Here is a 26,863-nt window from a genome sequence, read left to right as displayed (position 1 = left end):
CAAAATCAGCTGCCCGACGGTTCCGAAAAACCGCTGCATCACGGGACTTCACGTATAAAGGATTCGCGCCAATAGCGCAAGAGAACCGCAAGATGCTGTTGCAGCTCTCTTTCAGATTTCTAGGTTTTGTGGATCAGTTGGCCTGAGGAATCAGAGGCGCGTTGTCGCCCTGCGCCGGGGGCAGCAGATCATCCGCCGACGGAACCGCCGGGGTGCTTTCTTCGGTTGCCGCAGGTGCCGGAACGCCCAAACGGTCGATAACCGAGCTGCCCGAAGACTTCTGAGCCGCCAAAATGGTCAGCGTGATCGAGGTCACGATAAAGCAGGCTGCCAGAATCCAGGTCACCTTGCCCAAAGCGGTCGCTGCCGCGCGACCTGTCATGGCGCCACCGCCACCACCGCCCATACCAAGGCCACCGCCTTCGGACCGCTGCATCAGAACAACGGCAATCAGGCCCAGGGCCAAGAGGAGGTGGATGATGAGAACGACGTTTTCCATGGTGTTCCTGTACAGCGTGGCGTGTATCGCGTGGTACTTATGCAAGTTTGCCTTCGGGGGCAAGGGATGAGTTGGCATCACGAACGGTGATATTCCAGATCACAGCAAAGGGACTGGACAGGCGGATGATACGTAACGCAGGCTGCGGCCATGCCTCATGACGATCACGACCACCCGCACGCCCTGTTGCCGCCCGATCCCGCGCTTCGAGTTAAAGCGCTTGAGACGATTCTGACCCGTAAGGGTCTGATCGACCCGGCGGCGCTGGATGAGATTATCGACACGTATCAAAACAAGATCGGTCCACAGAACGGCGCACGCGTTGTCGCCAAGGCGTGGGGCGATTCTGCGTTCAAGCAAGCCCTGCTTGCAGACGCGACGTCTGTTGTCGCTGATCTTGGGTTTTACGGGCGGCAGGGCGAACATATCGTAGTGGTCGAGAATACGCCGGAACAGCACAACATGGTCGTTTGTACCCTATGCAGCTGCTACCCGTGGCCTTTGCTGGGTATTCCACCGGGTTGGTACAAGTCCGACGCCTACCGCGCTCGAGCGGTACGTGAGCCGCGCAAGGTCTTGGCCGAATTCGGTGTCGAATTGACGCCAGAATCATCCGTGCGGGTATGGGATTCGACCGCAGAGATTCGCTACCTCGTGCTTCCCATGCGTCCGGAAGGCTCAGAAGGGCTAGGTGAAGAGGACCTTGCTGCGCTTGTTACCCGTGACAGCATGATTGGCACGGGCCTGCCTATGGTGCCGTCATGACCCGTGTTCACGATATGGGTGGTCGGTTTGGGGACGGTCCGGTTACGCCCGAGGCCGAAAGCGCCCCTGTCTTTGCCGAGGACTGGCATGGTCGTGCCTTGGCCGTGACGCTGGCGGCCGGGTTTCTGGGGCAATGGAATATTGATGTCTCGCGCCACGCGCGCGAAAGGCTGTCGCCCAAGGACTACGCACGGTTCTCTTACTATGAAAAGTGGATATCCGGTCTGGCCGACCTGCTGGTCGAAAAGGGGGTGCTGACCTTGGATGATTTGTCGGGCGCAGGCACCGACGACCCACACCCGTTGGCAGCCCGTGTTCTGAAAGCCGGGACCGTCTCGGGAGCCTTGGCCAAAGGCGGGCCAGCAGATCGGGCTTCGGACGTGCCGATACAGTTTGAAGTCGGGCAGAATGTCCGAACTGTGGATCCGGCAGCCAATCGTCTGGTGAGTGGCGGCCATACGCGACTGCCAATCTATGCATCGGGTGCAAATGGCAGAATTTTGCGGCTGCACGGTACGCATGTGTTGCCAGATTCAAATGCACATGGTTTGGGCGAGGCACCAGAGCCCCTTTATGCGGTGGCGTTTGCCGCGTCCGAGTTGTGGGCTAACCCGGAGCATCCCAAGGACGAGGTCGTTCTGGACTTGTGGCAAAGCTATCTGGAGCCCGTATGAGCACCTGTTCCACCCATTCCGCACCAGAGCCGGTTTTTGCCGAACCCTGGCATGCGCAGGTCTTCGCCCTGACAGTTGCATTGAACGAAGCTGGACAATTCGAGTGGTCAGATTGGGCCGATCGATTTTCGCATACTTTGAAATTGCACGGGTTGGACAAGGAACTGGATGGCGGGAATGATTATTTTCACGCGTGGCTGGAGAACTTGGAGCAATTGTTGGTCGAACAAGGTTCGACGTTACCAAGTGACATTCAACGCATGAGAAATGCTTGGGAAGAGGCTTATTTGACGACGCCACACGGTCAACCGGTGCATTTGGCGGCAGGCGAATAGGAGGGGCGCTGCCCCCGCCGCCTGTTCTGGGCGACTCCTCCAAGATATTTGAGGCCGGATTAACAGGGGAGCCATACTTCATCTGGCCGAAACTATCCCCGCCGGAGGCACCGCACATTGCGCGGTTCTAAACTGCGGCGAATTACCGGTTTCCCTGCCGCTTTGACCCCGCTATATGAGCCGAGTTTGATAATTCAGCGCAAAAGGACCGGATATGGCCAATGTGGTTGTTGTCGGCGCCCAGTGGGGCGACGAAGGAAAAGGCAAGATCGTCGACTGGCTCAGCGAACGGGCAGACGTGATCGCGCGTTTTCAAGGCGGGCATAATGCCGGTCATACGCTGGTCATTGATGGTGAAGTTTACAAGCTGCATGCGTTGCCTTCAGGCGTCGTGCGGGGCGGCAAGCTGAGTGTCATTGGCAATGGTGTTGTGCTGGACCCGTGGCACTTGATCAAGGAAATCGGAACCATTCGGGCGCAAGGTGTCGATATCTCGCCCGAGACTCTGATGATTGCCGAGAACACGCCGCTGATCCTGCCTATCCATGGCGAGCTGGACCGTGCGCGTGAAGAAGCTGCCAGCAAGGGCACCAAGATCGGGACGACCGGTCGCGGAATTGGCCCGGCGTATGAGGACAAAGTGGGCCGCCGCTCTGTTCGTGTTGCAGATCTTGCTGATGAAGCCACGCTTGAGGCGCGCGTGGATCGTGCGCTGCAACACCACGACCCGCTGCGCAAGGGGCTTGGGATCGAGCCCGTTGACCGGGACGCGCTGATCACCCAATTGAAAGAGATCTCGCCGCAAATTCTTCCGTTTGCCGCTCCGGTCTGGAAGGTGCTGAACGAAAAGCGCAAGGCTGGTAAACGCATCCTTTTCGAAGGGGCGCAGGGCGCGCTGCTGGATATTGATTTTGGCACCTATCCGTTTGTGACCTCGTCCAATGTGATCGCGGGGCAGGCGGCGACTGGTGTGGGTATCGGTCCGGGATCGATTGATTTCGTGCTGGGTATTGTCAAAGCCTATACGACACGCGTGGGTGAAGGCCCGTTCCCGACTGAATTGGATGATGCGGATGGCCAACGCCTTGGCGAACGTGGACACGAATTCGGCACAACCACAGGCCGCAAACGTCGCTGTGGCTGGTTCGATGCCTGCTTGGTGCGGCAAACCTGCGCGACAAGTGGTGTAAACGGCATCTCGCTGACCAAGCTGGACGTGCTGGACGGGTTTGAGACACTGAAAATCTGCGTGGGGTATGAGCTGGATGGCGAGCGTCTGGACTATCTGCCTACCGCAGCTGATCAACAAGCGCGCTGCAAACCCATCTACGAAGAAATGCCGGGGTGGAGCGAATCCACCGAAGGCGCACGCAGCTGGGCCGATCTGCCTGCCAACGCGATCAAATACGTACGTCGCGTTGAAGAGCTGATCGAGTGTCCCGTGGCCCTTCTTTCTACCAGTCCGGAGCGGGACGACACCATTCTGGTGACCGACCCGTTTGCCGACTGATGAGCGATCACGGCAAATCCGGTCTGAGCTACAAGGCCCGGCGGCGTTGGTCGCTGGTGCTGCTGTTGATTGGGCTTCCTATCTATATCGTGGCGGTTGTGACGGTGGTGAACTGGCTCGACCGTCCGCCCATCTGGTTGGAACTGCTGGTCTACGTCGGATTGGGCATTGTGTGGGCGCTGCCGTTCAAATTTGTCTTCAAAGGTGTTGGCAAAGAAGACCCAGAGCAAAACTCGGATTGATCACTGGCAATTCAGGTGATGAAGAGAAAAGGGCCAGAGAAACCTCTGGCCCTTTTTTTATTGTACTGGTTGGGGGAATTATCCCGCGGCGCGCTCGTCATCCGGGCGGAACCCGATCTGGGTCGAGGCCGCGAAACGCCCGCCGCCCGCTTTTTCAATCTTGCCATCGCGCAGCAACTGACCGAAGGACCGCAGACTTTCTTCGCGGTTAAAGTCATTTTGCTTGAGCGAGCGGATTTTGTTCATCAACTGCGGGCGCGAAAACTGTTCCTGACCTTCGATGAAGGACAGGTACGCGGCGGCAGCCTCAAGCAAGTCGGGGAGGGACTGCGCGCCCTGTTCCTGCGCGAACAGAGCAAAGCCACCTTCCTCGGGTGTTTCGTCTTCGGCTTCAGTTTCGGATTTGACGCGGCGAGGGGTAACTGGTCCGGCGTCCACGGTTTGATTATCGATGCGCTGTTCAGCGACCAGCTTAAGCGGGGCTGCATCGTCACTGCTGGGGCGCATGCTGGTGACCTGAATTTCCGGGCGGCGCGGGCTGACGACCGAGGAAAGATCTCCACGATAGCCCTGTTCCTCACTGTCCTGTGCTGTGGCCTTACCGTCGCCACGTTCAGCTTCGGTTGCGGCGACGGCCGCCCGCAGATGCGTGTAGGCCTCGCGCTGATTGCTGGTGTCCGGGTCATTCAACTGTTCGCCGGCCTTATCCATCAGGCGCGATACGTCCCGATCCAGATCTGACGTTTCAGTGTCTGTATTGGCCGAGCGTTTTGCCAGTACAGCTTCCACGCTTGAAATCTCTTCCAGCAGGTCGACTTCATCCTCTTCCGTCAACACACCTTCGTAGGTGGCTTCGACGACGTCTTCATCTGCACCGGCGTCGTCGAGAATGTTGGCTTCCTCTTCAGAATCGCTTTTCGCAATGTCTTCAAGGTCCGAGAACAGCACGTCGGATGTGTCTTCCTCTTCTGCTTCGGTCTGGTCTTCCGATGTCGCGTCCAACACCTCTGAATCCAGATCCTCGGCTTCGACTTCCGGTGCAGGGGCTTCGGGTCCTTCGATCTGAGGCATCTCAGCCTCGGCTTCTTCTGTTTCCGGTGCTTCGTCTTGCGTTTCGACGTGCGCGCTGGCCTCTTCAGTGTCGTCCAGATCAGCGGGGTCAAGCGAACCAGCTGCGAAGGCCGCGGCCACTGCATCAGACGGAGCAGCGCTTTTCATCAAGGTCGTGTCTTCGTCTTCCGTGTAGATGACCGAGTTTTCTTCGGAGTGAGAGACAACGGCCCGGATGCGCTGCAACTTGGCGGCAATACTGTCAGCGGCAGGCGCCGGGGCATCTTCTACGGTTTCCGCGTCAGAAAAAACGGGCTGAGAAGAGGGCGGCGTGTCGATAACATTCAAACCCTGAGCGCTGGCGGCGGATTGGGGGGATGGGGCGTTTTCTTCGGTTGCGCGGATCAGCAGGCCAGAGTCGTTCTGACTGGCTTCGACCCTGCGGGATGCGTCACGCTGCGCGATCCGTGTCAGCATTTCGGTGTCAGGCTGTGGGGGTTCAGAACCAAAGTAGCGATCATCAGCCGCGAGATCGCGGAAGTATTCGGCAATCGCTTTCATCGTTTCAAAGGAATCATCAAAGCCTTCCAAAGTGCACGAGAAGGTTCCATAAGAAACGGTCAAAACCTTGTTATTCTGTACCATCAGACGCACGTCCTCTACAAACTACAAGAGCCACCCACCCAATAGAGGGCACACCTATGGCTCGAAACTCTCTGCATGAACCTACCATTTTGTGGTCTCAATGTGTCCAAATCCGGGAAAAATGATCAATCTTAAAAAAAATCAGTCGATTGTACGGTCTGAGGAGCCAATCGCAGTGGTCGGAGGCGGAGAAATCGGTCCAGATGACCTAAATTTGGCGCTGATTCGCGTCAATACCGTTGTTGCCGCGGATGGCGGAGCGATCCCGCTGATGGATTCGGGGCGGATGCCGGATGCGGTTATCGGTGATTTTGATTCGCTGAGCAGCGCCTATCGCGACCGAATTCCGGCAGAGCGATTGTTTCCGATCCGCGAGCAGGACAGCACGGATTTCGACAAGACCCTGCGCAGTGTCGAGGCGCCGCTAGTGCTAGGGGTTGGGTTTCTGGGCGGGCGGCTGGATCACCAATTGGCGGTGCTGAGCGCTTTGATCCGACTTCAGGATCGTCCGTGCATTTTGCTAGGGGAGCATGAAGTCGTGTTCCACGCCCCACCGCGGATCGCTTTTGACCTTTCACCCGGCGATGTGGTTTCGCTGTTTCCGTTTCAGAGGGTAACGGGGCGCAGCCGTGGATTGGAATGGCCGATTGATGATCTGGTGTTAGAGCCGAGCGGTCGCGTCGGGACCTCCAATCGCGCGTTGGCTGATGTAGAACTGGAGGTGGACAGGCCCGGCCTTTTGGTCATGGTTCCGCGCAACGCCTTGGATCAGATCATGCAGGCGTTTCTGTCGGAGCTGACCGGGCGTTGGCCCGCTCGTGCAGAATGACGTAAAGGCCCGCGGCAATGGTGATGGCTATGCCGATGGCCGCGATCCCGTTGGGCAGGTCATGAAAGATTAGCCAGCCGAATAGGGTGGCCATTGGAATTTCCAGATATTGCATCGGGGCCAGCGTTGCCGACGGCGCAAAGCGCAGCGACCATGTCATCAACAGATGCGCGACGGTTCCCAGCAGCCCGATTGCGATCAGCAAAAGGTGAATGTCCGGGGGAGGTAAGATCAGCGATACGGCCCAACTGCCGCCGATTGTTCCGGCCAACAGAACTGGCAGCATTAGGATTATAGCCATCATGCCCGATGCCGCTTGAAGGGTGATTGGGTCTGTTTCTTTGGCGATTTGGCGCGTCACCAGCATGAACAGGGAAAAGAGCAAAGCTACCACAAGCGGTAGCAGGGCTGCGGCCCCCACTTGTACAAAGCTGGGCTGAATGACCAGCAAGGTCCCAACAAAGCCAACGGCGCAGGCTATCAGGCGGCGTGGGCCAACGGTTTCCTTCAGTATGTATTTGCCCAGGATCAACATTATGAACGGCATGACAAAGACGATGGCGATCGCGTCGGCCAGCGGCAGGAAAAGCAGTGAGCTGAACATGGCTGAAAGGGCGAGGATATGCAGAACCGTGCGAATAAATGTCAGCCACAGGATACGGCCACGCATGCGCAGGGATCGCCCGGTCAATACGGCCAGTGGGACCAGCACCAGCGCCTGAACGGCGAAGCGGACAAAGACAAGCATGCCGACAGGTGTGGTTTCGGCCAACAGCTTTGCCATCGCGTCGCCCATCGGCGCGATGATGCAAAAGCCAAGCATCAGGATGATGCCAAAGACCGGACGATCCTGTGTCATACGGGCGACGCTACGGGGTTTGGGGCCCGGTGGGAAGCGTCTAGGGCAGGGGTTGAACCTTGGTATAGTCTGGACCGATGCAAGTGGGCAGGCCGTCACCCAGTATCAGCCAGTTCAGCTTTTCCTCATGCGCCACGTGCAACGTTGGCTCCAACTGGTTTGGGTCTTCCAGTGTTGCCACGTACAGATGCAGCACGTCCGACATGGCTTGTGATCGGAATGATATCGGAGTGCCGCAATTGGGGCAGAAACTGCGGGTGACTCCGGGCGAAGAGGCAAAGGTTTTCGGCTCGTCCCCGGTCCAGCGCCACTGGCCGTCGCGCACGCCGAAATAGGTGGTCATCGGCGCGGCGCATTGCCGTCTGCAACTGTCGCAATGGCAGGTAACGCAGGACAGGACCGGAGGCGTAACCTCGTACCGGATGGTGCCGCACAGACAATGTCCCCGCATGATATCCCCCTTACTGCGGCATCAGCAGTTGGGTACGTTCACCGCCAGGCCGCCCAGTGACGTTTCCTTGTATTTCTCGTGCATATCATGGCCGGTCTGGCGCATAGTCTCGATCACGGAATCCAGCGGTACGAAGTGTTTTCCATCGCCACGCAACGCCAGCGATGCTGCGGAAACGGCTTTGATCGCCGCCAGTCCGTTGCGTTCGATACACGGAACCTGCACCAACCCGGCAACCGGGTCACAGGTCATGCCCAGATGATGCTCCAGCGCGATTTCAGCTGCGTTTTCAACCTGTTCCGGTGTTCCACCCATGACGGCACACAGACCTGCCGCAGCCATGGCTGATGCGCTTCCGACTTCGGCCTGACAGCCCGCTTCGGCGCCAGAGATCGAGGCGTTATATTTCACCAGTCCGCCAATGGCGGCAGCGGTCAGAAGGAAATCCTCGATATGGCTTTCCGACGCGCCGGGCACGTGATCAAGGTAATAGCGCAGCACCGAAGGCATCGTACCTGCCGCGCCATTGGTCGGGGCGGTCACGACTTGCCCACCAGCGGCGTTTTCCTCGTTCACCGCCATGGCATAGACACTCATCCAGTCATTGATGGTGTGCGGCGCGTTCAGGTTCATGCCCCGCTCGGCCAGCAGAGCATCGTGAATGCCTTTGGCGCGGCGTCGCACGTTCAGGCCACCGGGCAAAATGCCGTCAGTATTCAGGCCGCGCTCGATGCAATTGTTCATAACTTCCCACAGACGCGCAGTGCCTTTGGCAAAGCTATCGGCACAGCCGCGCGCGATTTCATTATCGCGCTTCATCTGAGCGATGCTTTTGCCGCTGGTCTTTGCCATCTCAAGCATTTCGGCGGCGGATTTGAACGGGAACGGGACCGGGTCGCCCTCGTCGGTTGCCTTGCCTTCGGCCAGTTCCTCTTCGGTCAGGACAAAGCCACCGCCGACCGAGTAGTAAACCTGCCGCAGGATCACATCGCCTTGTGCGTCGGTGGCCATCAGGATCATGCCATTGGCGTGGCCGGGCAGGTTGTTGTCATAGTCAAAGATCAGGTCAGTCTTTGGGTTGAACTGAAGCGTCGGCAACCCTTCGGGCGTCACCGAGTGCGTCTTGGAAATTTCGGCCAGCGCGGCCTCGGCCTTATCGTTGTCGTAGGTGTCGGGCACAAACCCGGCCAGTCCCAGAATGGTGGCACGGTCGGTGGCGTGTCCGACCCCAGTAAAAGCCAGCGAGCCGTGCAGCGATCCGCGCAGCCCCGCAAATTCGAACGGGGACGCGCGCATCATGTCCAGAAAACGCGCGGCGGCCACCATCGGCCCCATGGTATGAGACGATGACGGGCCGATGCCCACTTTGAACATATCGAAGACAGATAGAAACATATCAGGTAGCTGAGCCTTCTTCGGGTGTAGCGTAACGTGGTGAGGTGAACGGCGTAACCCCCAACCCCTCGGCCGCGATGGCGGCTTGGGTTGCAGGTCGGGAATCCAGCCGCGTCAGGATGTCCTGCAGATGGGGCGTGTCCCTGAGCTGAAACCAGCTGCGATCCGCGCTGGCGGGGTACAGCGCCATCCAACGCATTTGGCACGCCAGATAAAAGCTTAAAACCGATGGGGTGTCGGCCTGCAGCCAATCCGGCGCTTTCTGGGCTTCGGCATCCAGTACCCGCAAATGTTGGCGCAGGCGCGGGCGGATGCCTTCACGCAGGGTCTCGGCCTGCACGGGGTCGATGTACTTTTCAGCATAGAAAAGAATGCGCAGATCGGCGTGCAGCGTGTTGGACGCAAAAAACAGCCATTTCAGAAACGCCACCCGATCCGGGCTGTTGGGGGCAGGGGCCAGTTGCTTGTGCGTATCCGCCAGCCACAACAAAATGGCTGCCGTTTCAAAGATCGGTCCTTGCGGGGTGTCCAGCACCGGGATCAATCCATTCGGGTTCAAGGCCCGATAGGCCGCGCTGTCCTGTTCGTTCCGGCGGCGGTCCACCAGTACGGTCTCAAAAGGAAGGCCCATCTCTTCCAACACCAGTCTGATCACCAGCGAGGCGTTGTCGGGGGCATAATGAAGGCGATAGGGCGCGGTCATGGCCCCTATGTAACTTGCAGGGCGAATGCTGGAAGCCTCGATTGCGACGTTTCCCTTCGGAAACGCGTATTTTCCACGCATGTTTACGCGTGATGGCGGCGATTTGGCACTCGCGGTTGGTGGCCGCATTTCGTATAAGTCTGGCAGTAATAAAGGGAAACGCTGCCATGACCCGTGATCTGTCACCCATCGATAACGCCAAATATGTCGCCGCTCGTCGCGCTGCTGACATGGTGCAAGACGGAATGCGTGTCGGTCTGGGGACAGGGTCAACAGCCGCCTGGATGGTGCGTCGCATCGGTGAGCGGGTCAAAAAAGAAGGGCTGCGGATCAAGGGTGTTCCGACGTCGATCCGCACTGCGCAACTGGCCTGCGAAGTCGGGATCGAAGTGGTCTCGTTGGATCAGGCGGGGTGGTTGGATCTGACCATTGATGGCGCGGATGAATTCGATGGCGAGCTGAACCTGATCAAAGGTGGCGGTGGCGCGCATCTGCAGGAGAAGATCGTCGCCACGGCCAGCGACCAGATGGTCGTCATCGCCGATGCCGGCAAAGAGGTCGAAACCCTGGGCGCCTTCCCTTTGCCGGTCGAGGTGATCCCCTTTGGTTGGCAAACCACCCGCACTTTGATCCAAGAGGTGCTGGACACGATGGATGTTCTGGGCACTTCGGCCATGCTTCGGATGGATGGTGAAGCCCCTTTTGTGACAGATGAAGGCAACCACGTTTTGGATTTGCACCTGCAGCGTATCGGCAACGCGCGCCAGTTGGCGCTGGTGCTTAATCAGGTGCCGGGTGTGGTCGAGAACGGGTTGTTCATCGACATCTGTGACAAGGTCGTGATCGGCCACGGGGACGGCCGGGTCGAACTGCGCGACATCAACGCGGGTACCACCGAGCTGGACGAATTGGTGGACAGTGGTGAGAACCTGTTCTCGGATTTGGCTGACTGACGAATGTCAGAGCTTTCGGCATTACAATTCGGCGAAGTCAGTTTCCAAAAACCGGACGGCACATTCGAGAGCATGCCCCTCCAGTTGCAATCTATGGCGAAACCCATATCTGAGCGGTTCGTAAGGACGGTTGAGCATTACTGGCCGATTTTTTTGCGTCCTGGCAAGATCAACTGTCTCACCAGAACGGTCTGGACTGTGGTGAGCAATAAGATACACCCGTGGCGTCGCTTTGATGGCGCTTGCTGAAAACTGAAAGAGGCACGGTAAATGAGCTTTGATTATGATCTGTTCGTCATCGGAGGCGGCTCGGGCGGGGTTCGCGCAGCGCGTGTGGCTGCCGGTGAGAATGGTGCCAAGGTGGCGCTGGCCGAAGAGGATCGTTATGGCGGGACCTGTGTCATCCGAGGCTGTGTTCCGAAAAAGCTGATGGTCTTTGCCAGTGAGTTCTCAGGGACAATGCAGGACGCGCAAGCCTATGGTTGGGATGTTAAACCCGGCGGGCTTGATTGGAACACGTTCCACGACAAGCTGGTCGCGGAACTGGATCGGCTTGAAGGTGTTTATCGCAATATCCTGAAAAACAACGGTGTCGAAAGCTTTGATCAGCGTGCCCATGTGGTTGATGCGCATACGGTTGAGCTGGCCGATGGCACGCGTAAGACGGCCAAGCACATCCTGATCGCCACCGGCGGTCGTCCGGTCGTGCCCGAGTTTCCGGGCTCGGATCTAGCCATCACCTCAAACGAAATCTTCCATCTTGAGAAATTGCCTCAATCCATCTTGATCGTAGGTGGCGGCTACATCGCCAGCGAGTTCGCAGGTATCATGAACGGGATGGGTGTGAAGACCACTCAGTTCTACCGCGGCGCGCAAATTCTGCGCGGCTTTGATGAGGAAGCACGCGGCCTGATCTGCGAGGAAATGCGCCAGAACGGTATTGATGTACGTCTGGGCACCAATGTGTTGGAGATGGCCAAGGAAGGTGACAAAATCCGCGTCAAAGCCACCGACGGCACCGAGGATCAATTCGATGTTGTCATGTACGCCACTGGTCGTGCGCCCAATGCCGACAATCTAGGGCTTGAGGCAGTGGGCGTTGAACGGGGTCGTAAGGGCGAGATCGTAGTGGACGAATACAGCCAGACGGGCGTGCCTTCGATCTTTGCAATTGGGGATGTGACAGATCGGGTGAATTTGACACCGGTTGCGATCCGCGAGGGCATGGCTTTTGTCGAAACAGTGTTCAAAGGCAACCCGACGCCGGTCGATCACGAGCTGATCCCGACCGCGATCTTCACCCAACCGGAGTTCGGCACCGTGGGGTTGAGCGAGGAAGACGCTGCCGCGCAAGAGCCGGTTGAGGTATATGCGACCTCATTCAAGCCGATGCAAAAGGCGTTTGCTGGTGGAACGCAGCGGGTGCTGATGAAGCTGATCGTCAGTCAGGCGACCCGCAAGGTGTTGGGTTGCCATATCGTGGCACCGGGCGCGGGCGAGATGATCCAGCTGGCAGGAATCGCCGTTAAAATGGGTGCAACCAAGGAAGATTTCGACCGCACGGTTGCCGTTCACCCGGTTATGGCCGAAGAACTGGTGACAATGCGGCAACCTGTTCGCACTGCTTGATTTGCAAGCGCGCGCACACAAGTTACAAGGGACACCGTGATCACACGGTCCAACACGAAGGAACAGATACATATGGCGGGCAACAGCGGTGGCCCCTGGGGGGGCGGAGGCTCTTCTGGAGGCGGAGGAAATCGGGGTAATAACGGGGACGGACGCAAGCCTCCCGAAGGCGACGGCCCGCAGATCCCCGAGATCGATGAGCTGATGAAAAAAGGCCAAGAGCAGCTGCGCGTCCTCATGGGCGGTCGCGGCGGCGGTGGCCGTGGCGGCGGTCAGGGAGCGGGCGGCGGTGGTCCGGTTTTCACCAAAGGCACGGTAGTGATTGGTTTGCTGGTTGCTGCGGGTCTGTGGGGAGCTGCAAGCTTCTACACGGTCAAACCGGAAGAACAGTCGGTTGAGTTGTTCTTGGGTGAATTTTCGGCCGTTGGGAATCCGGGTCTGAACTTTGCGCCTTGGCCGTTTGTGACCGCCGAGGTGATCCCGGTAACCCGTGAACAGAATGAAGACATGGGCGGTGCGCGCGGCAGTGACGATGGTCTGATGCTGACCGGCGACGAAAATGTGGTCGACATCGACTATCAGGTTGTCTGGAACATCAACGATCCGGCTAAATATCTGTTTAACCTGCGCGATCCGCGTCAGACGATTCGGGCCGTTTCTGAATCGGCGATGCGCGAGATCATCGCACAGAGCGAGTTGGCACCGATTCTGAACAGGGACCGGGGCATTATCGCGGACCGGTTGCAGGAACTGATTCAGCTGACAATGGACAGCTACGATTCTGGTGTGAACATCGTCCGCGTGAACTTTGACAAGGCTGACCCTCCACAGGACGTGATCGCAGCGTTCCGTGATGTTCAGGCGGCGGCGCAAGAACGTGACCGCCTGCAGAACGTTGCGGATGCCTATGCCAACCGCGTTTTGGCCGAGGCGCGTGGTGAAGCCGCACAGGTTCTGGAAGAGGCCGAAGCCTATCGCGCCCAGCAGATCAATGGCGCGCAGGGTGAGGCCAGCCGCTTTAGCGCGGTTCTGGAAGAATACTCCAAGGCACCCGACGTGACGCGCAAGCGTCTGTATCTGGAGCGCATGGAGCAGGTTCTGGGCGACGTGGATAAAATCATCCTCGACGAGAACTCGACAGGGTCGGGGCAGGGCGTGGTGCCTTATCTTCCGCTCAATGAGCTGCGCCGCAATCAGACTGAGGAGAGCAACTGATGCGTAAGTCACCTATTATCCTCATTCTGGTCGTGATCCTTGGCGTTATCGGCCTGTCCTCGATTTTCATCGTGGACGAGCGTGAACGTGCGCTGGTTCTGCAATTTGGCCGCGTCGTTGCCGTTAAGGAAGAACCCGGTTTGGCGTTCAAGATTCCGTTGATTCAGGAAGTTGTGCGCTATGACGACCGTATCCTGTCAATCGACGTGCAGCCGCTTGAAGTAACGCCACTGGATGACCGTCGTTTGGTTGTTGATGCGTTTGCACGTTACCGGATTTCCGATCTGAACCGCTTCCGTCAGGCCGTCGGTGTTGGCGGTATTCCGGTCGCCGAGGATCGTCTGGATCGCATCTTGCGCGCCGAAACCCGCGAAGTGCTGGGTTCGGTTTCGTCTCGCGATATCCTGAGTTCCGACCGTGCCGCCTTGATGCTGCGCATCCGCAATAGCGCGATTGCCGAAGCGCAGGCGCTGGGCGTTAACGTCATCGACGTGCGCTTGAAAGCAACTGACCTGCCGCAAGCCAACCTTGAGGCCACCTTTGACCGGATGAAGGCCGAGCGTGAACGCGAGGCGACCGATGAACGCGCCCGTGGTAACGAGGCGGCCCAGCGAGTGCGCGCCCAGGCGGATCGTACTGTGGTTGAACTGGTGTCGGATGCTCGCCGTGAGGCCGAGATCATCCGCGGTGAAGCAGATGCCGAACGTAACGCGATCTTTGCCGAAGCTTACGGCGCGGACCCTGAGTTCTTTGAATTCTACCGCTCTTTGTCGGCCTATGAAAATGCGTTGGGCGGTAGCAACAGTTCGATGGTTCTGAGTCCGGATTCCGAGTTCTTCAATTACCTGAAATCGCCCACCGGGCAGGCTGGTCGGTAATGGGCCTGATCCTTCTGGCCTTCGGGCTGGTACTGATTGTCGAGGGGCTGGCCTATGCGCTGGCCCCTTCGCTTATTGAACGTATGCTTGAGGCGCTTCGGTCACTGCCTGAACAAGCTCGTCGTCTGGCCGGTCTGCTATGTGTTGTCAGCGGTCTGGTATTGTTGTGGGGTGCATTTCAGCTCGGGTTTTGACACGTTGATTTCAATTGCCGGTGAATTCCCCGCGATCCCGAGTTGCGGGCTTGGGTAAACTGACTACATTGGTTTCCAAGAGGGGTTGCTATGCGGCACCCTTATGACGTTGTTCGACAAGGAGTTCCCAAGTGCAGGCACAAGCGCGCAGTATTTCCGTCCAAAGGGACGACAGTGTTGGTTTCATGCGGCTGATGTGGTTGGCCTTTGCGGGGATGTTGCTTGTTCTGGCCCAATCCGTCGCCGCGCAGGCGCGGAGCGAAAGCCTGGCGCCGCTGGCCGAAAAGATCAGCCCAGCAGTGGTGAACATCACCACATCGACCCTGATCGAAGGGCAAACTGGCCCGCAAGGGATCGTGCCCGAAGGCTCTCCGTTCGAGGATTTCTTTCGCGAGTTTCAGGACCGAGATGGTGAAGAGGGCGACCGCCCACGCCGCAGCAATGCGCTGGGATCGGGATTTGTGATTTCCGAGGACGGTTATATCGTCACCAACAACCACGTCATTGCGGAAGCTGATGAAATCCTTGTGGAATTCTTTCCAGGCGACGGTCAGCCCAAGAAAGAGTTGCCCGCTAAGGTGATTGGCACAGATGAAAAAACAGACATCGCGCTGCTCAAGGTCGAAGCCTCGGGCCCGCTGCAATATGTGCAATTCGGTGACAGCGACATTGCGCGTGTGGGGGATTGGGTGATTGCCATGGGTAACCCGCTGGGACAGGGCTTTTCTGTTTCGGCTGGTATCGTGTCGGCCCGCAACCGGGCGCTGAGCGGTTCTTATGACGACTATATTCAGACGGACGCAGCCATTAACCGGGGGAACTCGGGCGGGCCGCTGTTTAATATGAACGGCGAGGTGATCGGCGTGAACACCGCGATCCTGTCGCCTAATGGCGGCTCCATTGGGATCGGGTTCTCGATGGCGTCCAACGTGGTCGTTAAGGTCGTCGACCAACTGCGCGAATTCGGTGAAACCCGCCGTGGCTGGCTGGGCGTGCGCATTCAAGACGTGACCGAGGACATGGCCGAGGCGATGGGGCTGGACAAACCCGGCGGCGCGCTGATCAGCGATGTACCGGACGGTCCGGCCAAAGATGCGGGCCTGCTTGCGGGTGACGTTATCCTCAGCTTTGACGGGGTCGAGGTCGAAGATACGCGCGGTCTGGTGCGTCAGGTGGGCGAGACTACGGTTGGCAAGTCGGTTCGTGTTGTGGTGCATCGCGACGGGGGCACTCAGACCGTTTTGGTCACGCTGGGCCGTCGTGAGGAAGCGGAACGCGCGGATAGCGAGGAAGAGGAAACACCAGATGCAGCGCCTGAGGAAAACGCCGATATTCTGGGCCTGACAATTTCACCCCTGACGGATACGTTGCGCACCGATCTTGATTTGGATGCGGAGGCAGAAGGGCTGGTTGTGACTGCGGTGGACGAAGCGTCCGAAGCTTTTTCCAAGGGGCTGCGCGCCGGTGATCTGATTACCGAAGCCGGTCAGCAGAAGGTCAGTTCGATTGAAGATCTCGAAGCCCGTATGGAAGAAGCGCGTGAGGCAGGCCGCAAGTCGTTGCTGTTGCTGGTGCGCCGTGGCGGTGAACCGCGCTTTGTGGCGCTGAGCCTGGGCGAGTAACTGACACCTAAATAAGCCAAAAGGCCGGGGTTATCGCTCCGGCTTTTTGCGTTTTTGGGGGGTGAAAAATGGTGAGCCACACGCCGGGGAGGCGCATGGCTCTGATACAGGGAGAGGTCAGTGGACAGATATCGGGGATGATTCTCTGACCTCCTACGGTAACAACTAAGAGATTAGTCTTGATGTTGTAAAAGGTCTGTGAAGCAGGTCACAGGGATCAGATCAGGTCGGATTCTGCCAGTTCGCGCAGGGCTTGGAAATCCTGAATCATCAACCCGCCACGCGAAGCTTCGACCACATTGTCGCGTTTCCAGGTCGAGATCGTCTTGGACACCGCCTCGCGCGTGGCGCCAACGAATTCGGCAAGTTCGCTTTGCGACAGGGTGATCCGGGTCGAAGGGTCATCCTGAAGTCCGGACAGGTGTAACAGCTTGCGGGCCAACCGGATTGGCATCGGCAGGAACACCTGCTCATTCAGCTGCGACCCCATCCACCGCATGCGCAGACCGGCCAATCGGATCAAGTCAACCGCCAGATCGGGATGCTGGCGAATTTGCTCCATCACGTCCCCCTGCCGGACACGCAAAATGCGCGAGGTTTCTGCCGCGGCGATGGTGGCCGTGCGAGGGCCGCTGTCGAACAGTGCAATCTCTCCGAACACCTCACCAGGGCGCATAAGGGTCAGCGACAGCTTGCGGCCGCTCATGGCCAGAAAGGACACCTCAAGCGTACCTTCGAGAATGGCGTACAATGCGTCACCCTCGTCACCCTGTTCAAACAGGACGTCACCACGTTCCAGTGCGATTTCAGTCGCCTGGGCGGAAAGCATGGCTTTCAACCCGTCGGATGCCTCGGACAGGAAGCCGCTGTCTGGGAAAGCCTTCATGAGTTCCAGATTCTCCGGCTGTGAGTGTTTTGGTGGTGACACAACTTTCCACAGGTTCGGCGTTAAGCCAAGGATTTTGTCGGCTTCGGCCGACAAACCATCGCAAACGTATGAGGCGAACGCCTTCCCGACCGGTTCATCTACTGGTGGTCGGGGTCATCCATATAGCTTTGAAGCAGGTTGAATTGCAGCATCAGAAACACCATCAGCGCTATGGGAAAGCCGAATGTTTCGATCTTGACCCAAAGGTCGGTGGACATCGTCCGCCAGACAAATTCGTTAGCTACGGCCAGAACGGCGAAGCAACCGCACAGACGTCTGGTCAGGATCATCCACCCCTCGTGGCGCATGGGCAGCATTTCGTCCAGAACATAGGCGAGGTAGGATTTGCCCTGCAGCAGACCGATGCCAAGCATGATTGAAAAGAAGCCGTAGACCAGCGTGGTTTTCATTTTGAAAAACCGTTCGTCATTGAACCAGGCGGTCAGGCCGCCAAAGAAGATGACCATGAATGCGGTGAAAATCTGTATCCGGCTGAGCTTACCGGTCAGGAACCAAAGAACCCCCATCGCGGCCAGCATCAGCGGCACGAAAAGGATGGTGGCTATGATAAAACCGGAATACTCGATGCCGCCGATCAGGAAGCTGTCGTCGCGCAGGCGTAGGTAGATGAAGAAAAAAGCCAGTGGAGGCCCAAGCTCCAGCACTTGTTTCAGAAACGGGTTGATCTCTTTTTTGCCTGACATAGTGGTTTCCTGCTGCTTACCCGCCCATTTCAACTATTACGGCGCCGAGTGCAATCAATGCCATCAGTGCAATCCGCCGTGGCCCCACGGTTTCCTTCAACACCAGCCATCCGATCAGGGCCGCAAAGACGGTTGAGGTTTCACGTAGGACTGCCGCTTCGCCGACCTTGTCGAGCCTTGTGGCCAGCATGATGGCTCCGAAAGACATCGGGGCGATAATGCCGCCTGCAAGGCCGCGCAGCATCAAAGGCCCAATGGTAGGCCGATTGATCATCGCGCGCCATCTCAGAAAGGCATAGATCGGCATGGTCGCACCGTCGATCATGAAGAACCAGGCCAGAAAGGTGAACGGATCGGCAGTGGCGCGGATGCCATAGGCGTCATAGGTGGTGTAAAGCGCCACGAACAAGCCGGTCGAAACGGCCAATACCAGCGCTATGCCCAGCGTGTCGCGGTTGGTTTCGAGAAACCGAAAGTTATAGGCGGCCAATCCAAAGATACCAGCCAGCAGGACAGCCACGCCGAACCACTGGGTGCCGGTGAAGGTTTCTCCGAACAGCAGGTAGGCACCGATGACGGTGAACAGGGGGCCTGTGCCGCGGACAACCGGGTAGACGACAGTGTAAGAGCCCTTGGTATAGGCCATCGCCTGCAGAACTTTGTAGGCGACATGGATCAGCCAGACGGTGGCAAAGATTGGCCACATGTAGGGTTCTGGCCACGGTACTACAAAAAAAGCGAACGGGGCGGCCATCAGGCAATAGCTAGCGTCGATCGCACCGCGTGATAGCCATGGATCGTGGCGGCCTTTTTGCAGGGCGCCGAACACTGCGTGCAGAAAGGCGGCCATCAAAGCAAGCCCCAGGGCAAGTTGATGGCCTGCTTCCGTGCCTTCGAGAGAGATCAGCCAGTCGCTCAAGTGTCAGATCATTTCGCTGGGAGGGGGCGGGGATTTTCCATCCCCAGCCCCCCCGAGGGTATTTGAGGCCAGATAAAGCTGCGGTTCAGGACTGATCCAGACCAGTGAGCGCGGCGGCGAATTCTTCGGGGTCGAAAGCGGCGAGGTCATCAATCTGCTCTCCGACGCCGATGGCGTGAATGGGCAGGCCGAACTTGTCAGCCAGTGCGACCAGAACGCCGCCCTTGGCCGTGCCGTCCAGTTTGGTCATCACCAGGCCCGAGACATCGGCTAGATTGCGGAAAGTTTCCACCTGGCTCAGCGCGTTCTGACCGGTGGTGGCGTCCAGCACCAGCAATGTGTTGTGCGGCGCGGTTTCGTCTTTCTTGCGGATAACACGGACGATCTTGGCCAGTTCTTCCATCAGGTCGGCGCGGTTTTGCAGCCGACCGGCGGTGTCGATCATCAGCAAGTCGGCACCGTCCTCTTGCGCCTTGGTCAGCGCGTCGAAGGCAAGGCTGGCCGGATCGGACCCTTCAGGGGCGGTCAGGACGGGCACGCCCGCGCGTTCGCCCCATACTTGCAGCTGTTCGACAGCGGCAGCGCGGAAGGTATCTCCTGCAGCGATCACGACCTTTTTGCCGGCAGCTTTGAACTGGCTGGCCAGTTTGCCGATCGTTGTGGTTTTACCTGAGCCGTTCACGCCGACGACCAGCACCACTTGCGGACGTTTGGCATAGATGGGCAGGGGTTTGGCGACTGGCTCCATTACGCGGGCCACTTCCTGCGCCAAAAGCTGTTTGATTTCCTGGGTCGAGAGTTTGCGACCAAAACGCCCTTCGGCCATGTTGGCGGTGACACGTAAGGCAGTATCTACGCCCATATCCGAGGCGATCAGCAGCTCCTCGAGCTGTTCCAGCATGTCATCGTCCAGCGTACGGCGCACGGCGGTTTTGGCCTCGCTGCGCCCGAACAATCGACCCAATACGCCTTTGGAAGGTGTCGCCTCGGGGGGCGGGGGGGCAGGTGTCGGATCAACAGGCGCGGGCTCGGGTACCTCAACCGGTTGCGGCGCTGGCGTAGGTTCGGGCACCTCTGGGACTGGTTGGGGAACTTCCGGCACGGGTTCCGGCTGCGGCTCGGGGTCCGGGATGATCGGGTCGGGTGCGACCGTTTCCTCGCCCCCATCTTCAACAATGGCCTCAAGCCCCTGTTCGAGGCGGGACGAGGATTTGAACAACTTGTCCTTGAGCTTTGAGAAAAACGCCATTTTTGGTCTCCGCAGGTGTTCCCCTCACCTAATGCGGATTTGCGGCAGTTGCAAAGGGTCAGAGGAACGCAATCAGCAGACCCGCCTGAGCACCCCAATAAAGTGGCCAGACCAGATAAGGCGTGATCTTCAGGGCGGGGTGGCCCATGGGCAGCAGGAACTTCTCGGTGGCCAAGATAAGATCCGAGGCAATGAAGGCCAGAGCTGCAGGCAAGGCCCATCTCAGGGCGCCGGTTTCGGGCAGGGTCAGTACGGCGACGCCCATCCCCAGAATGATCGGAATATAGCCCAGAACAGGACCTTTGAGGTCCCCGGCCCGTGGGGCCAACAGGGTGGCGGCGACAATGCCTAGAATGATAAGGGACCAGAAATATCCAGGCTGGTCGAAAATCAGGGCAAGATTGCTTGAAGGACGAGTGAGAAACAGGGCGATATATGCAAGGTGACCTGCGGCAAAGGCCCCAATTCCGGCCATGAAAGTGCTGTCAGTTTCGCGCGACAACAGCGCGTCGCCAATGGCGCACAATAAGAGGGCGACCACCAGAAGAAGCGGACCTGCACCCAACAAGGCAGTCACGGCCAGCAGTGCGACGGATGCAGTTTTCAACACGGATCGCAATGTGCTGGCCGGACGCGGCGACAGCAGTAGGTAGGCCAAAGCACAAGCAGCCGCGAGCCAGAACAGTACAGTTGTCATAGATACCTCTCCGTTTTCAGCAGCTTGTGACGGGTTGTTGATTCACCTCAACCGTGACGTTGAGGCAGGGATCCTGCGGAAATGGTGATTGGCGCCGGACAATTGCTTCTGACACAATGTGGCTATGCTCAGATATCTTGTGATTCTTTTTCTGCTGCCCGCGTATTCAGCGACGGCTCAATCAGCCCTGTCGGGTGCGGATTTTGACGACTACACGCGGGGTAAAACCCTGTTCTACGGTTTTCAGGGGCAGGTATATGGCGTTGAGCGGTACTTGCCCAATCGCCGTGTCATCTGGTCGTTTCTGGATGGCGATTGCAAGCATGGCGTCTGGTACGAAAAGGATGCCCAGATCTGTTTCATCTACGAAGACCGTCTGGACCCACAATGCTGGGTGTTCACCCGATCAGGGGGTGGTCTGATCGCGCAATTCGAAGGCGACCCGGAAGAAACCGAGCTTTATGAGGCCGAGGATGTCGACGAAGAGATGATCTGCTATGGGCCGGATGTTGGAGTCTGAGATCGGCTCAGAACAATGAACCCTGATCTGGCGCGTCTTTTTTGGGCGTTTTTTTCGTAGCTGACCGTGGGGCAGCAGTTTGACCGGTGGTCAGCACGCCATCGGCGAACTCTATCTCAAGTGAGCCATGCTTTGCAGCCTGAGCTTTTGTCGTGACAACCTGATCCTCGGCGCGGACCACGGCATAACCCCGTTGCAACGTTGCCTTGTAGCTGAGCGTTTCGCGTAGTCGGTCGGTGGCGTCCAGCTGTTGTCGCATCCGGTCCAGTCGCGTTGTCTGGGCTGCGTTCATACGCTCGGCCAACCGGGTGATGGACTGGCGCTGTATCTCGATTTCACGCTGAATGGGACGCAAGGACAGGCGTGACGACAGATTTCGCACGGCTTCTTGTCGGCTTGAAACAAGGTTGCGCAAGGTCGAAGGGCGCAAATGGGCGGAAAGTTCAACCACTTGTAGGCGGCGGTTCTGCACACCGCGCTCAAGCGCCGGGGTCAGGCGATCTGCAATCAAATCAAGCCGTTGACGCGGGGTATTCAACAAGCTGTCCGGTCGCGGTAGCGCACGCGATAGGTCGCGCAGGCGCTGCAACCGTCGTTGGACCGCATCGGTTGCGGCACGCGACAGACGTGCGCCTTGTTCGCCGGTCCAGGCCAGCAGCTCCATCCGTACAGGTACGGCCAGTTCGGCGGCGGCGGTCGGGGTGGGCGCGCGACGGTCTGAGACGTAGTCAATCAGCGTCGTGTCCGTCTCGTGCCCCACGGCCGAGATCAGCGGGATATCTGATCCCACAGCGGCGCGCGCCACGATTTCCTCATTAAAGCCCCACAGGTCTTCGATCGATCCGCCGCCTCGGGCGACGATGATCAGGTCGGGGCGCGGCAGAGCCCCGCCGGGTGTTAATTTGTTGAACCCGTTGATTGCATTTGCAACTTCGGGGGCACAGTTCGACCCCTGCACGGCGACTGGCCAGATCAGAACCTTACGCGGGAACCGATCCCGCAGGCGGTGCAGTATGTCCCGGATCACCGCCCCTGAGGGAGAGGTCACAACACCGATGACCTGTGGCAGGTAGGGCAGCGGTTTTTTACGCTCGGGGGCAAACAGCCCTTCGGCCTCAAGCTGTTTCTTGCGTTTCTCCAGCAACGCCATCAGCGCGCCTTGTCCGGCAACGGCGACCTCATCGACGTTCAAGTTGTATTTCGACTGCGCGCCAAATGCGGTCAGTCGACCGGTGACCACAACCTCCAACCCTTCTTCGGGGACAACGGACAAGCCCGAGATCTGGCCTTTCCATGTGGTGCAGGCCAGCACATTCCTGTCATCCTTGATGTCGTAATAGAGATGACCCGAGCGCGCCTTGAACACGCGCCCGACCTCGCCGCGCACACGGATTCGACCGAACGTGCCTTCTAGCGTGCGTTTCACCTCGCCCGAGATGTCCGAGACAGTGTATTCAGGGGTGTTTTGGCCGGGAATGGGGTCGTCAAGCAGGTCGGACATTTCAGCGCCTTGTGTCAAATGCCCGGCCAGCTTAGAACGCGCGCAAGGCGAGGCCAAGCAGATCGGAGAGCATTCATGAATATCCTCATTCTCGGCAGTGGTGGGCGGGAACACAGCCTGGCTTGGGCGGTGATGCAGAACCCTAAATGTGACCGTCTGATCGTGGCGCCGGGAAATGCCGGGATCGCGCAGATCGCGGATTGTGCCGCGCTGAATATTGAGAACGGTGGGGACGTCGTTAGTTTTGCTGAGGAAAACGCGATTGACTTCGTGATTGTAGGCCCCGAGGCACCCTTGGCTGCCGGTGTGGCGGATCGCCTGCGCGAAGCAGGCGTGCTGGTTTTTGGGCCTTCTGCGGCGGCAGCCCAGTTGGAGGCGTCGAAAAGTTTTACCAAGGAAATCTGCGATGCGTCGGGCGCACCGACCGCAGCCTATGCGCGGTTTACCGAGGCTGAACCAGCCAAAGCCTATATTCGCGAACAAGGGGCTCCGATTGTCGTCAAGGCCGACGGATTGGCCGCAGGCAAGGGCGTGATCGTGGCGATGGATGACCAAACCGCTTTGGACGCCATCGACGACATGTTTGGCGGTGCTTTTGGCGGGGCAGGGGCCGAGGTTGTCATCGAAGAGTTCATGGATGGAGAAGAGGCGTCACTGTTCGTGCTGTGCGATGGCGAGAACATCCTGTCCGTCGGCACCGCACAAGACCACAAGCGCGTGGGCGAGGGTGATACCGGACTGAATACTGGCGGTATGGGCGCCTATTCACCGGCACCGGTTTTGAGTGCTGAGATCGAAGAACGCGCGATGGAAGAGATTATCAAGCCCACCGTGGCTGAAATGAAGCGGCGCGGGATGCCGTTTCAGGGCGTCCTTTATGCCGGTCTGATGATCAAGGACGGTCAGCCTCGGTTGGTAGAATACAATGTGCGCTTTGGTGATCCCGAGTGTCAGGTTCTTATGATGCGCCTCGGTGCGCAGGCGATGGACCTGATGCATGCCGCTGCCGAGGGCCGGTTGGGCGAGGCGCGGGTGAACTGGGCGGATGATCATGCCCTGACCGTGGTGATGGCGGCGAATGGATATCCGGGTGCGTACGAAAAGGGCAGTGTGATCAATGGTCTGGAGGGCCTTCCCGAGGATAGCGGGAATATGGTGTTCCACGCCGGAACCAAGGCTTCGGAGGGTCAGATCGTGGCCTCTGGCGGTCGCGTGCTAAATGTCACTGCCCGTGGAGGCACATTGCAAGAGGCACGGGACCGGGCCTATGCGGCGGTCGACGGGATTGACTGGCCTGATGGGTTCTACCGTCGCGACATCGGCTGGCGGGCGCTCTGATCCAAAACGCTCCCGCGCCCTGACGCTGCATCAAAGATGCACCGGCAAAGGCCTTGGGCCGGGCAGCCCGCTGGCGCGGGCTGCGGTCGGTTCTATTTTGGACAGGCCAGTGCCCCTTTCATTGCGGATGGGGTAAAGGGCAGCAGTTCCCGTTTTTTCCAGCCATCATCGTAGTTGACGCTGACAATGCTGCTCCAGTCAGCGTTGACCACAATAATTTCACGGTTTCCTCCGCATTTGCGAATGCCACCGGTGATGAAGTCCTCTCCAATCTGGTGATTGGTCAGACCGGGTAGGGTTGCGATCTCGGTCAGTTCGCTGTTCTGGAATCGCCAAATGCGCAGGGTTTTGGCTAGATGCGGGCGGTCGATGTAAGCAATCTCGACTAGCCCGTCACCATCCAGATCTGCTGCGCCAATTGGAGCGAGCCAACGAAAGCGGGTCCCAATGTGGGGCGTGGCTGCGATCTTTTCTCCGCGTGCATCATAGATTGCGAGTTGTGCACCGGCATGGACGCTGGACTCCACGACGATCACTTCGTTTGATCCATCTAGATTGATATCGACCAGACGGGGACTGAGGTCTTCAAAGACGCGATCAAGCGGTAACTTGATGGTCAGAACCGAGCGTTTGTATACCGGCTGGATGAAGAGCGTTTTAGTTGACGCATTCGAAACTTTGAGTTCAAGCGCGCCATATTCGATGTCGTCGCCCAGTACGCCGTGGGCATAGCGTGTCGTTGGCTCAGTGAAGCGGGCGCTTGTGATGGTGTCTGCAGCTGCTGGTCCCATCCCCGTCAGCCACACACTCAACGCCAGCACCGCGCCGCGTGCCCGATGTTGCCACAGACGGGCGGGCAGACGCGGCGCTTTGGAAAGCATCAGATCTGCTTTTCGGGCATCTGTACCACCAGACCGTCCAACTCATCCGTGACCTTGATCTGGCAGGTCAGGCGCGAACGGGTCGGGTCGGGCTCATAGGCAAAATCCAGCATGTCTTCTTCCATGTCATCCTTGCCTGGGACTTTCTCGACCCAGTCGGGGTGGATGTAGACGTGGCAGGTCGAGCAGGCGCACGCGCCGCCGCAGTCGGCCTCGATGCCGGGGATGTTGTTGTCGCGGGCCCCTTCCATGACTGTCAGCCCGTTGGCGACCTCGACTGTATGTTCGGTACCGCCATGCTCGACATAGGTGATCTTTGCCATTGCGTGCGTCTTCCTTTTTCGGTTGTCGAATTCTTCCTTAGTGAAGGCGTTTAGGTCTTTCCAGTACCATTTGCGACTCAACACGCCGTGTCTGGACTTTCCTGCAGTTTGTTCTATTTTTGTTCTCATGCTTGTTGCCCCTGTTCATCCTGCGGTTTCAAACCGGAACTGGCCGCGCCCGCCGACCTGTTTGCCAGCCAACCGGCTGGACGACCCGCCCGAAGGCGCGCGCGTGGCTGTCGCCGGGCTGGTGATTCTGCGGCAGAGACCGGGGACAGCCAAGGGGGTGATCTTTGTCACGCTTGAGGATGAGACCGGTATCGTGAACGTGGTCGTCTGGCGGAAAATCTACGAACAATTCCGCCGCGCGGTGATTTCCGGGCGCCTGTTGCGGGTCACGGGCCGGATGCAGCGGGCGCATTCGGTGACCCATGTGATCGCGGAAGAGATCGAGGATATCTCATCCATGCTGGATGTATTGGTACGGGGGGAGGGTTAGGCCTCTAGCGACAAACAGATCCGCTGCGGCGGCGCGCTGTGTCAAAATGGAAATGCCCTTTGTGATAGCGGTCGGCGTCCGGACCCAGAACTGTGCCGAACAGACCGCAAGCACCTGCATGAAGCTCACGCATGGCGTCGCTTGTATCTTCAGCTGTCCACCCGTCGCGTACCGTGATCACAGTGCCATCCATGAGTACGAAAGATGAGATATCAATCGCGCGACCGCGGGCGTGTTCCGACATTCGCGCGCGCGGCTGATTGTTCTGTGTCTTGCACGCATAATGGCCGGCCAGACGAATTCCTTTCAAACCGCCACCCTGATCCGCAAAGGTCGGTTTGGCCGTGTTCTCCAGCCAAGTCTTGAGCGTGATGGCGGTTTCGCAATCCATCAGCGCCAATTGGCTGAGAAAGACATCAGACACCACGCGGATACGCACGGGATCGGCAATGCCGCATCCCCTGTACTTTCCTCTAAAGGGTTTTCGGCTCTCGCCGAGAATGGTCCAGTCACCACACACCGCACCGCGATCGCGCATCCGTTCGCGGCCAACCTCGATCTGACGGAATTTGCAGGGTCGCAGTCGCGGTCTGGGGGATACAGTCAGTTCGCGCTTGGCGGGGGCTGCGGCGGCGTCTTCCTCCAACAGGACGTCCAATTCAGCGGACAGGTCATAGGCCACCAGTTCATGCGGTTGAGCCTGCGCAGGCTCCTCGCAATCTGGCGCGGCACTCGCCATTCCTGCGCATAAAATAAACAGAGGGGTTAAACCTCGCATAAAACAACTCGTTCATTTTCCGGCCCGACCAATGGTCGCATGACCAGCCTCAAAGCAGGTGTCGCGGCGTGGACCAGT

General features: G+C 58.5%; 30 protein-coding genes. 15 read left to right on the top strand and 15 right to left on the bottom strand.

Features of this window, described 5'->3' with window-relative positions; all coding sequences use genetic code 11:
* Nucleotides 1–133: 133 nt before the first annotated feature.
* Nucleotides 134–499 (bottom strand): preprotein translocase subunit SecG, encoded by a 366-nt coding sequence (gene secG, locus ACR0M2_RS02545; protein WP_058280875.1) that lies wholly within the window; start codon nucleotides 497–499, stop codon nucleotides 134–136.
* Between the two features lie 150 nt (nucleotides 500–649).
* On the opposite strand from secG, the gene nthA reads away from it, so the two are divergent.
* From nthA to ACR0M2_RS02520, 5 genes are all read left to right on the top strand, one after another.
* A complete protein-coding gene (nthA, locus tag ACR0M2_RS02540) occupies nucleotides 650–1,264 on the top strand; it encodes a nitrile hydratase subunit alpha (RefSeq protein WP_480703962.1) in 615 nt (204 codons plus the stop codon).
* The gene (gene nthB, locus ACR0M2_RS02535) at nucleotides 1,261–1,938 is read left to right on the top strand and encodes a nitrile hydratase subunit beta (protein ID WP_480703961.1); all 678 of its coding nucleotides are present in this window, start codon (nucleotides 1,261–1,263) and stop codon (nucleotides 1,936–1,938) included. The genes nthA and nthB overlap by 4 nt, the downstream gene beginning before the upstream one ends.
* Entirely contained in the window at nucleotides 1,935–2,273 is a 339-nt protein-coding gene (locus tag ACR0M2_RS02530; protein ID WP_480687428.1) for a nitrile hydratase accessory protein, read from the top strand. Before nthB ends, ACR0M2_RS02530 begins: the two co-directional genes overlap by 4 nt.
* A gap of 214 nt (nucleotides 2,274–2,487) precedes the next feature.
* Nucleotides 2,488–3,783 carry an adenylosuccinate synthase gene (locus tag ACR0M2_RS02525; protein WP_480703960.1) on the top strand — a complete coding sequence of 432 codons (1,296 nt, stop codon included), beginning with the start codon at nucleotides 2,488–2,490 and terminating at the stop codon, nucleotides 3,781–3,783.
* Complete coding sequence (locus ACR0M2_RS02520) at nucleotides 3,783–4,025, top strand: DUF2842 domain-containing protein (RefSeq protein WP_170348285.1); 243 nt, start codon at nucleotides 3,783–3,785, stop codon at nucleotides 4,023–4,025. The genes ACR0M2_RS02525 and ACR0M2_RS02520 overlap by 1 nt, the downstream gene beginning before the upstream one ends.
* A gap of 78 nt (nucleotides 4,026–4,103) precedes the next feature.
* Here ACR0M2_RS02520 and ACR0M2_RS02515 read toward each other — a convergent pair whose 3' ends face one another.
* Nucleotides 4,104–5,720, bottom strand: coding sequence for a hypothetical protein (locus ACR0M2_RS02515; protein ID WP_480703959.1), 1,617 nt, complete (start codon nucleotides 5,718–5,720; stop codon nucleotides 4,104–4,106).
* A gap of 121 nt (nucleotides 5,721–5,841) precedes the next feature.
* Between ACR0M2_RS02515 and ACR0M2_RS02510 the strand changes: the two genes are divergently transcribed.
* On the top strand, nucleotides 5,842–6,549 hold the full coding sequence (locus tag ACR0M2_RS02510) for a thiamine diphosphokinase (protein ID WP_480662208.1): 708 nt from the start codon (nucleotides 5,842–5,844) through the stop codon (nucleotides 6,547–6,549).
* Here the strand turns inward: ACR0M2_RS02510 and ACR0M2_RS02505 are convergent.
* The 4 genes from ACR0M2_RS02505 to ACR0M2_RS02490 are packed head-to-tail and all read right to left on the bottom strand — an operon-like array spanning nucleotide 6,494 to nucleotide 9,957.
* The gene (locus ACR0M2_RS02505) at nucleotides 6,494–7,408 is read right to left on the bottom strand and encodes a DMT family transporter (protein ID WP_226688608.1); all 915 of its coding nucleotides are present in this window, start codon (nucleotides 7,406–7,408) and stop codon (nucleotides 6,494–6,496) included. The two genes, ACR0M2_RS02510 and ACR0M2_RS02505, sit on opposite strands and share 56 nt — an antisense overlap.
* A gap of 40 nt (nucleotides 7,409–7,448) precedes the next feature.
* Entirely contained in the window at nucleotides 7,449–7,859 is a 411-nt protein-coding gene (locus ACR0M2_RS02500) for a GFA family protein (protein ID WP_170374753.1), read from the bottom strand.
* Nucleotides 7,860–7,880: 21 nt separating this feature from the next.
* Nucleotides 7,881–9,254: an L-serine ammonia-lyase gene (locus tag ACR0M2_RS02495; RefSeq protein WP_170374755.1), complete on the bottom strand. Its 1,374-nt coding sequence runs from the start codon at nucleotides 9,252–9,254 to the stop codon at nucleotides 7,881–7,883.
* Between the two features lies 1 nt (nucleotide 9,255).
* Nucleotides 9,256–9,957: a glutathione S-transferase family protein gene (locus ACR0M2_RS02490; RefSeq protein ID WP_170374757.1), complete on the bottom strand. Its 702-nt coding sequence runs from the start codon at nucleotides 9,955–9,957 to the stop codon at nucleotides 9,256–9,258.
* Between the two features lie 167 nt (nucleotides 9,958–10,124).
* Between ACR0M2_RS02490 and rpiA the strand changes: the two genes are divergently transcribed.
* From rpiA to ACR0M2_RS02460, 6 genes are all read left to right on the top strand, one after another.
* Nucleotides 10,125–10,910: a ribose-5-phosphate isomerase RpiA gene (gene rpiA / locus ACR0M2_RS02485; RefSeq protein WP_170348292.1), complete on the top strand. Its 786-nt coding sequence runs from the start codon at nucleotides 10,125–10,127 to the stop codon at nucleotides 10,908–10,910.
* A gap of 270 nt (nucleotides 10,911–11,180) precedes the next feature.
* A complete protein-coding gene (gene gor, locus ACR0M2_RS02480; RefSeq protein WP_480703958.1) occupies nucleotides 11,181–12,539 on the top strand; it encodes a glutathione-disulfide reductase in 1,359 nt (452 codons plus the stop codon).
* Nucleotides 12,540–12,611: 72 nt separating this feature from the next.
* On the top strand, nucleotides 12,612–13,754 hold the full coding sequence (gene hflK / locus ACR0M2_RS02475) for an FtsH protease activity modulator HflK (protein ID WP_170348294.1): 1,143 nt from the start codon (nucleotides 12,612–12,614) through the stop codon (nucleotides 13,752–13,754).
* The gene (gene hflC / locus ACR0M2_RS02470) at nucleotides 13,754–14,632 is read left to right on the top strand and encodes a protease modulator HflC (RefSeq protein ID WP_170348295.1); all 879 of its coding nucleotides are present in this window, start codon (nucleotides 13,754–13,756) and stop codon (nucleotides 14,630–14,632) included. The genes hflK and hflC overlap by 1 nt, the downstream gene beginning before the upstream one ends.
* Nucleotides 14,632–14,826 carry a DUF2065 domain-containing protein gene (locus ACR0M2_RS02465; protein WP_170348296.1) on the top strand — a complete coding sequence of 65 codons (195 nt, stop codon included), beginning with the start codon at nucleotides 14,632–14,634 and terminating at the stop codon, nucleotides 14,824–14,826. Before hflC ends, ACR0M2_RS02465 begins: the two co-directional genes overlap by 1 nt.
* A gap of 185 nt (nucleotides 14,827–15,011) precedes the next feature.
* Nucleotides 15,012–16,448: a DegQ family serine endoprotease gene (locus tag ACR0M2_RS02460; RefSeq protein ID WP_174820436.1), complete on the top strand. Its 1,437-nt coding sequence runs from the start codon at nucleotides 15,012–15,014 to the stop codon at nucleotides 16,446–16,448.
* 217 nt (nucleotides 16,449–16,665) lie between these two features.
* On the opposite strand, the gene ACR0M2_RS02455 is transcribed toward ACR0M2_RS02460, so the two are convergent.
* The 5 genes from ACR0M2_RS02455 to ACR0M2_RS02435 all read right to left on the bottom strand — a co-directional run bounded on the left by ACR0M2_RS02455 (nucleotide 16,666) and on the right by ACR0M2_RS02435 (nucleotide 20,945).
* The gene (locus tag ACR0M2_RS02455) at nucleotides 16,666–17,334 is read right to left on the bottom strand and encodes a Crp/Fnr family transcriptional regulator (protein ID WP_480703957.1); all 669 of its coding nucleotides are present in this window, start codon (nucleotides 17,332–17,334) and stop codon (nucleotides 16,666–16,668) included.
* Between the two features lie 140 nt (nucleotides 17,335–17,474).
* Nucleotides 17,475–18,080, bottom strand: coding sequence for an inner membrane-spanning protein YciB (locus tag ACR0M2_RS02450; RefSeq protein WP_170357834.1), 606 nt, complete (start codon nucleotides 18,078–18,080; stop codon nucleotides 17,475–17,477).
* Between the two features lie 16 nt (nucleotides 18,081–18,096).
* Nucleotides 18,097–18,999 (bottom strand): EamA family transporter, encoded by a 903-nt coding sequence (locus tag ACR0M2_RS02445; RefSeq protein ID WP_170348300.1) that lies wholly within the window; start codon nucleotides 18,997–18,999, stop codon nucleotides 18,097–18,099.
* 85 nt (nucleotides 19,000–19,084) lie between these two features.
* Nucleotides 19,085–20,248 carry a signal recognition particle-docking protein FtsY gene (ftsY, locus tag ACR0M2_RS02440; RefSeq protein ID WP_170348301.1) on the bottom strand — a complete coding sequence of 388 codons (1,164 nt, stop codon included), beginning with the start codon at nucleotides 20,246–20,248 and terminating at the stop codon, nucleotides 19,085–19,087.
* Between the two features lie 58 nt (nucleotides 20,249–20,306).
* Nucleotides 20,307–20,945: a lysoplasmalogenase gene (locus ACR0M2_RS02435; RefSeq protein ID WP_480703956.1), complete on the bottom strand. Its 639-nt coding sequence runs from the start codon at nucleotides 20,943–20,945 to the stop codon at nucleotides 20,307–20,309.
* A 124-nt stretch (nucleotides 20,946–21,069) separates the two neighbouring features.
* Between ACR0M2_RS02435 and ACR0M2_RS02430 the strand changes: the two genes are divergently transcribed.
* Complete coding sequence (locus ACR0M2_RS02430; RefSeq protein WP_226688606.1) at nucleotides 21,070–21,465, top strand: hypothetical protein; 396 nt, start codon at nucleotides 21,070–21,072, stop codon at nucleotides 21,463–21,465.
* Between the two features lie 7 nt (nucleotides 21,466–21,472).
* Here ACR0M2_RS02430 and xseA read toward each other — a convergent pair whose 3' ends face one another.
* Nucleotides 21,473–22,966, bottom strand: a complete 1,494-nt coding sequence (gene xseA / locus ACR0M2_RS02425; RefSeq protein ID WP_480703955.1) for an exodeoxyribonuclease VII large subunit — start codon at nucleotides 22,964–22,966, stop codon at nucleotides 21,473–21,475.
* Between the two features lie 75 nt (nucleotides 22,967–23,041).
* On the opposite strand from xseA, the gene purD reads away from it, so the two are divergent.
* Nucleotides 23,042–24,304, top strand: coding sequence for a phosphoribosylamine--glycine ligase (purD, locus tag ACR0M2_RS02420; RefSeq protein ID WP_170548250.1), 1,263 nt, complete (start codon nucleotides 23,042–23,044; stop codon nucleotides 24,302–24,304).
* Nucleotides 24,305–24,396: 92 nt separating this feature from the next.
* Here purD and ACR0M2_RS02415 read toward each other — a convergent pair whose 3' ends face one another.
* On the bottom strand, nucleotides 24,397–25,185 hold the full coding sequence (locus tag ACR0M2_RS02415; protein WP_480703954.1) for an FG-GAP repeat domain-containing protein: 789 nt from the start codon (nucleotides 25,183–25,185) through the stop codon (nucleotides 24,397–24,399).
* Nucleotides 25,185–25,508: a 2Fe-2S iron-sulfur cluster-binding protein gene (locus ACR0M2_RS02410; RefSeq protein WP_170348307.1), complete on the bottom strand. Its 324-nt coding sequence runs from the start codon at nucleotides 25,506–25,508 to the stop codon at nucleotides 25,185–25,187. Before ACR0M2_RS02410 ends, ACR0M2_RS02415 begins: the two co-directional genes overlap by 1 nt.
* A gap of 127 nt (nucleotides 25,509–25,635) precedes the next feature.
* Between ACR0M2_RS02410 and ACR0M2_RS02405 the strand changes: the two genes are divergently transcribed.
* A complete protein-coding gene (locus tag ACR0M2_RS02405; RefSeq protein WP_170348308.1) occupies nucleotides 25,636–26,007 on the top strand; it encodes an OB-fold nucleic acid binding domain-containing protein in 372 nt (123 codons plus the stop codon).
* A 4-nt stretch (nucleotides 26,008–26,011) separates the two neighbouring features.
* On the opposite strand, the gene ACR0M2_RS02400 is transcribed toward ACR0M2_RS02405, so the two are convergent.
* On the bottom strand, nucleotides 26,012–26,746 hold the full coding sequence (locus ACR0M2_RS02400) for an extensin-like domain-containing protein (protein WP_480703953.1): 735 nt from the start codon (nucleotides 26,744–26,746) through the stop codon (nucleotides 26,012–26,014).
* Nucleotides 26,747–26,863: the final 117 nt, after the last annotated feature.

This window comes from Ruegeria sp. BE10 (genome assembly GCF_056538905.1).
This window is presented reverse-complemented; position numbering and strand designations above follow the sequence as displayed.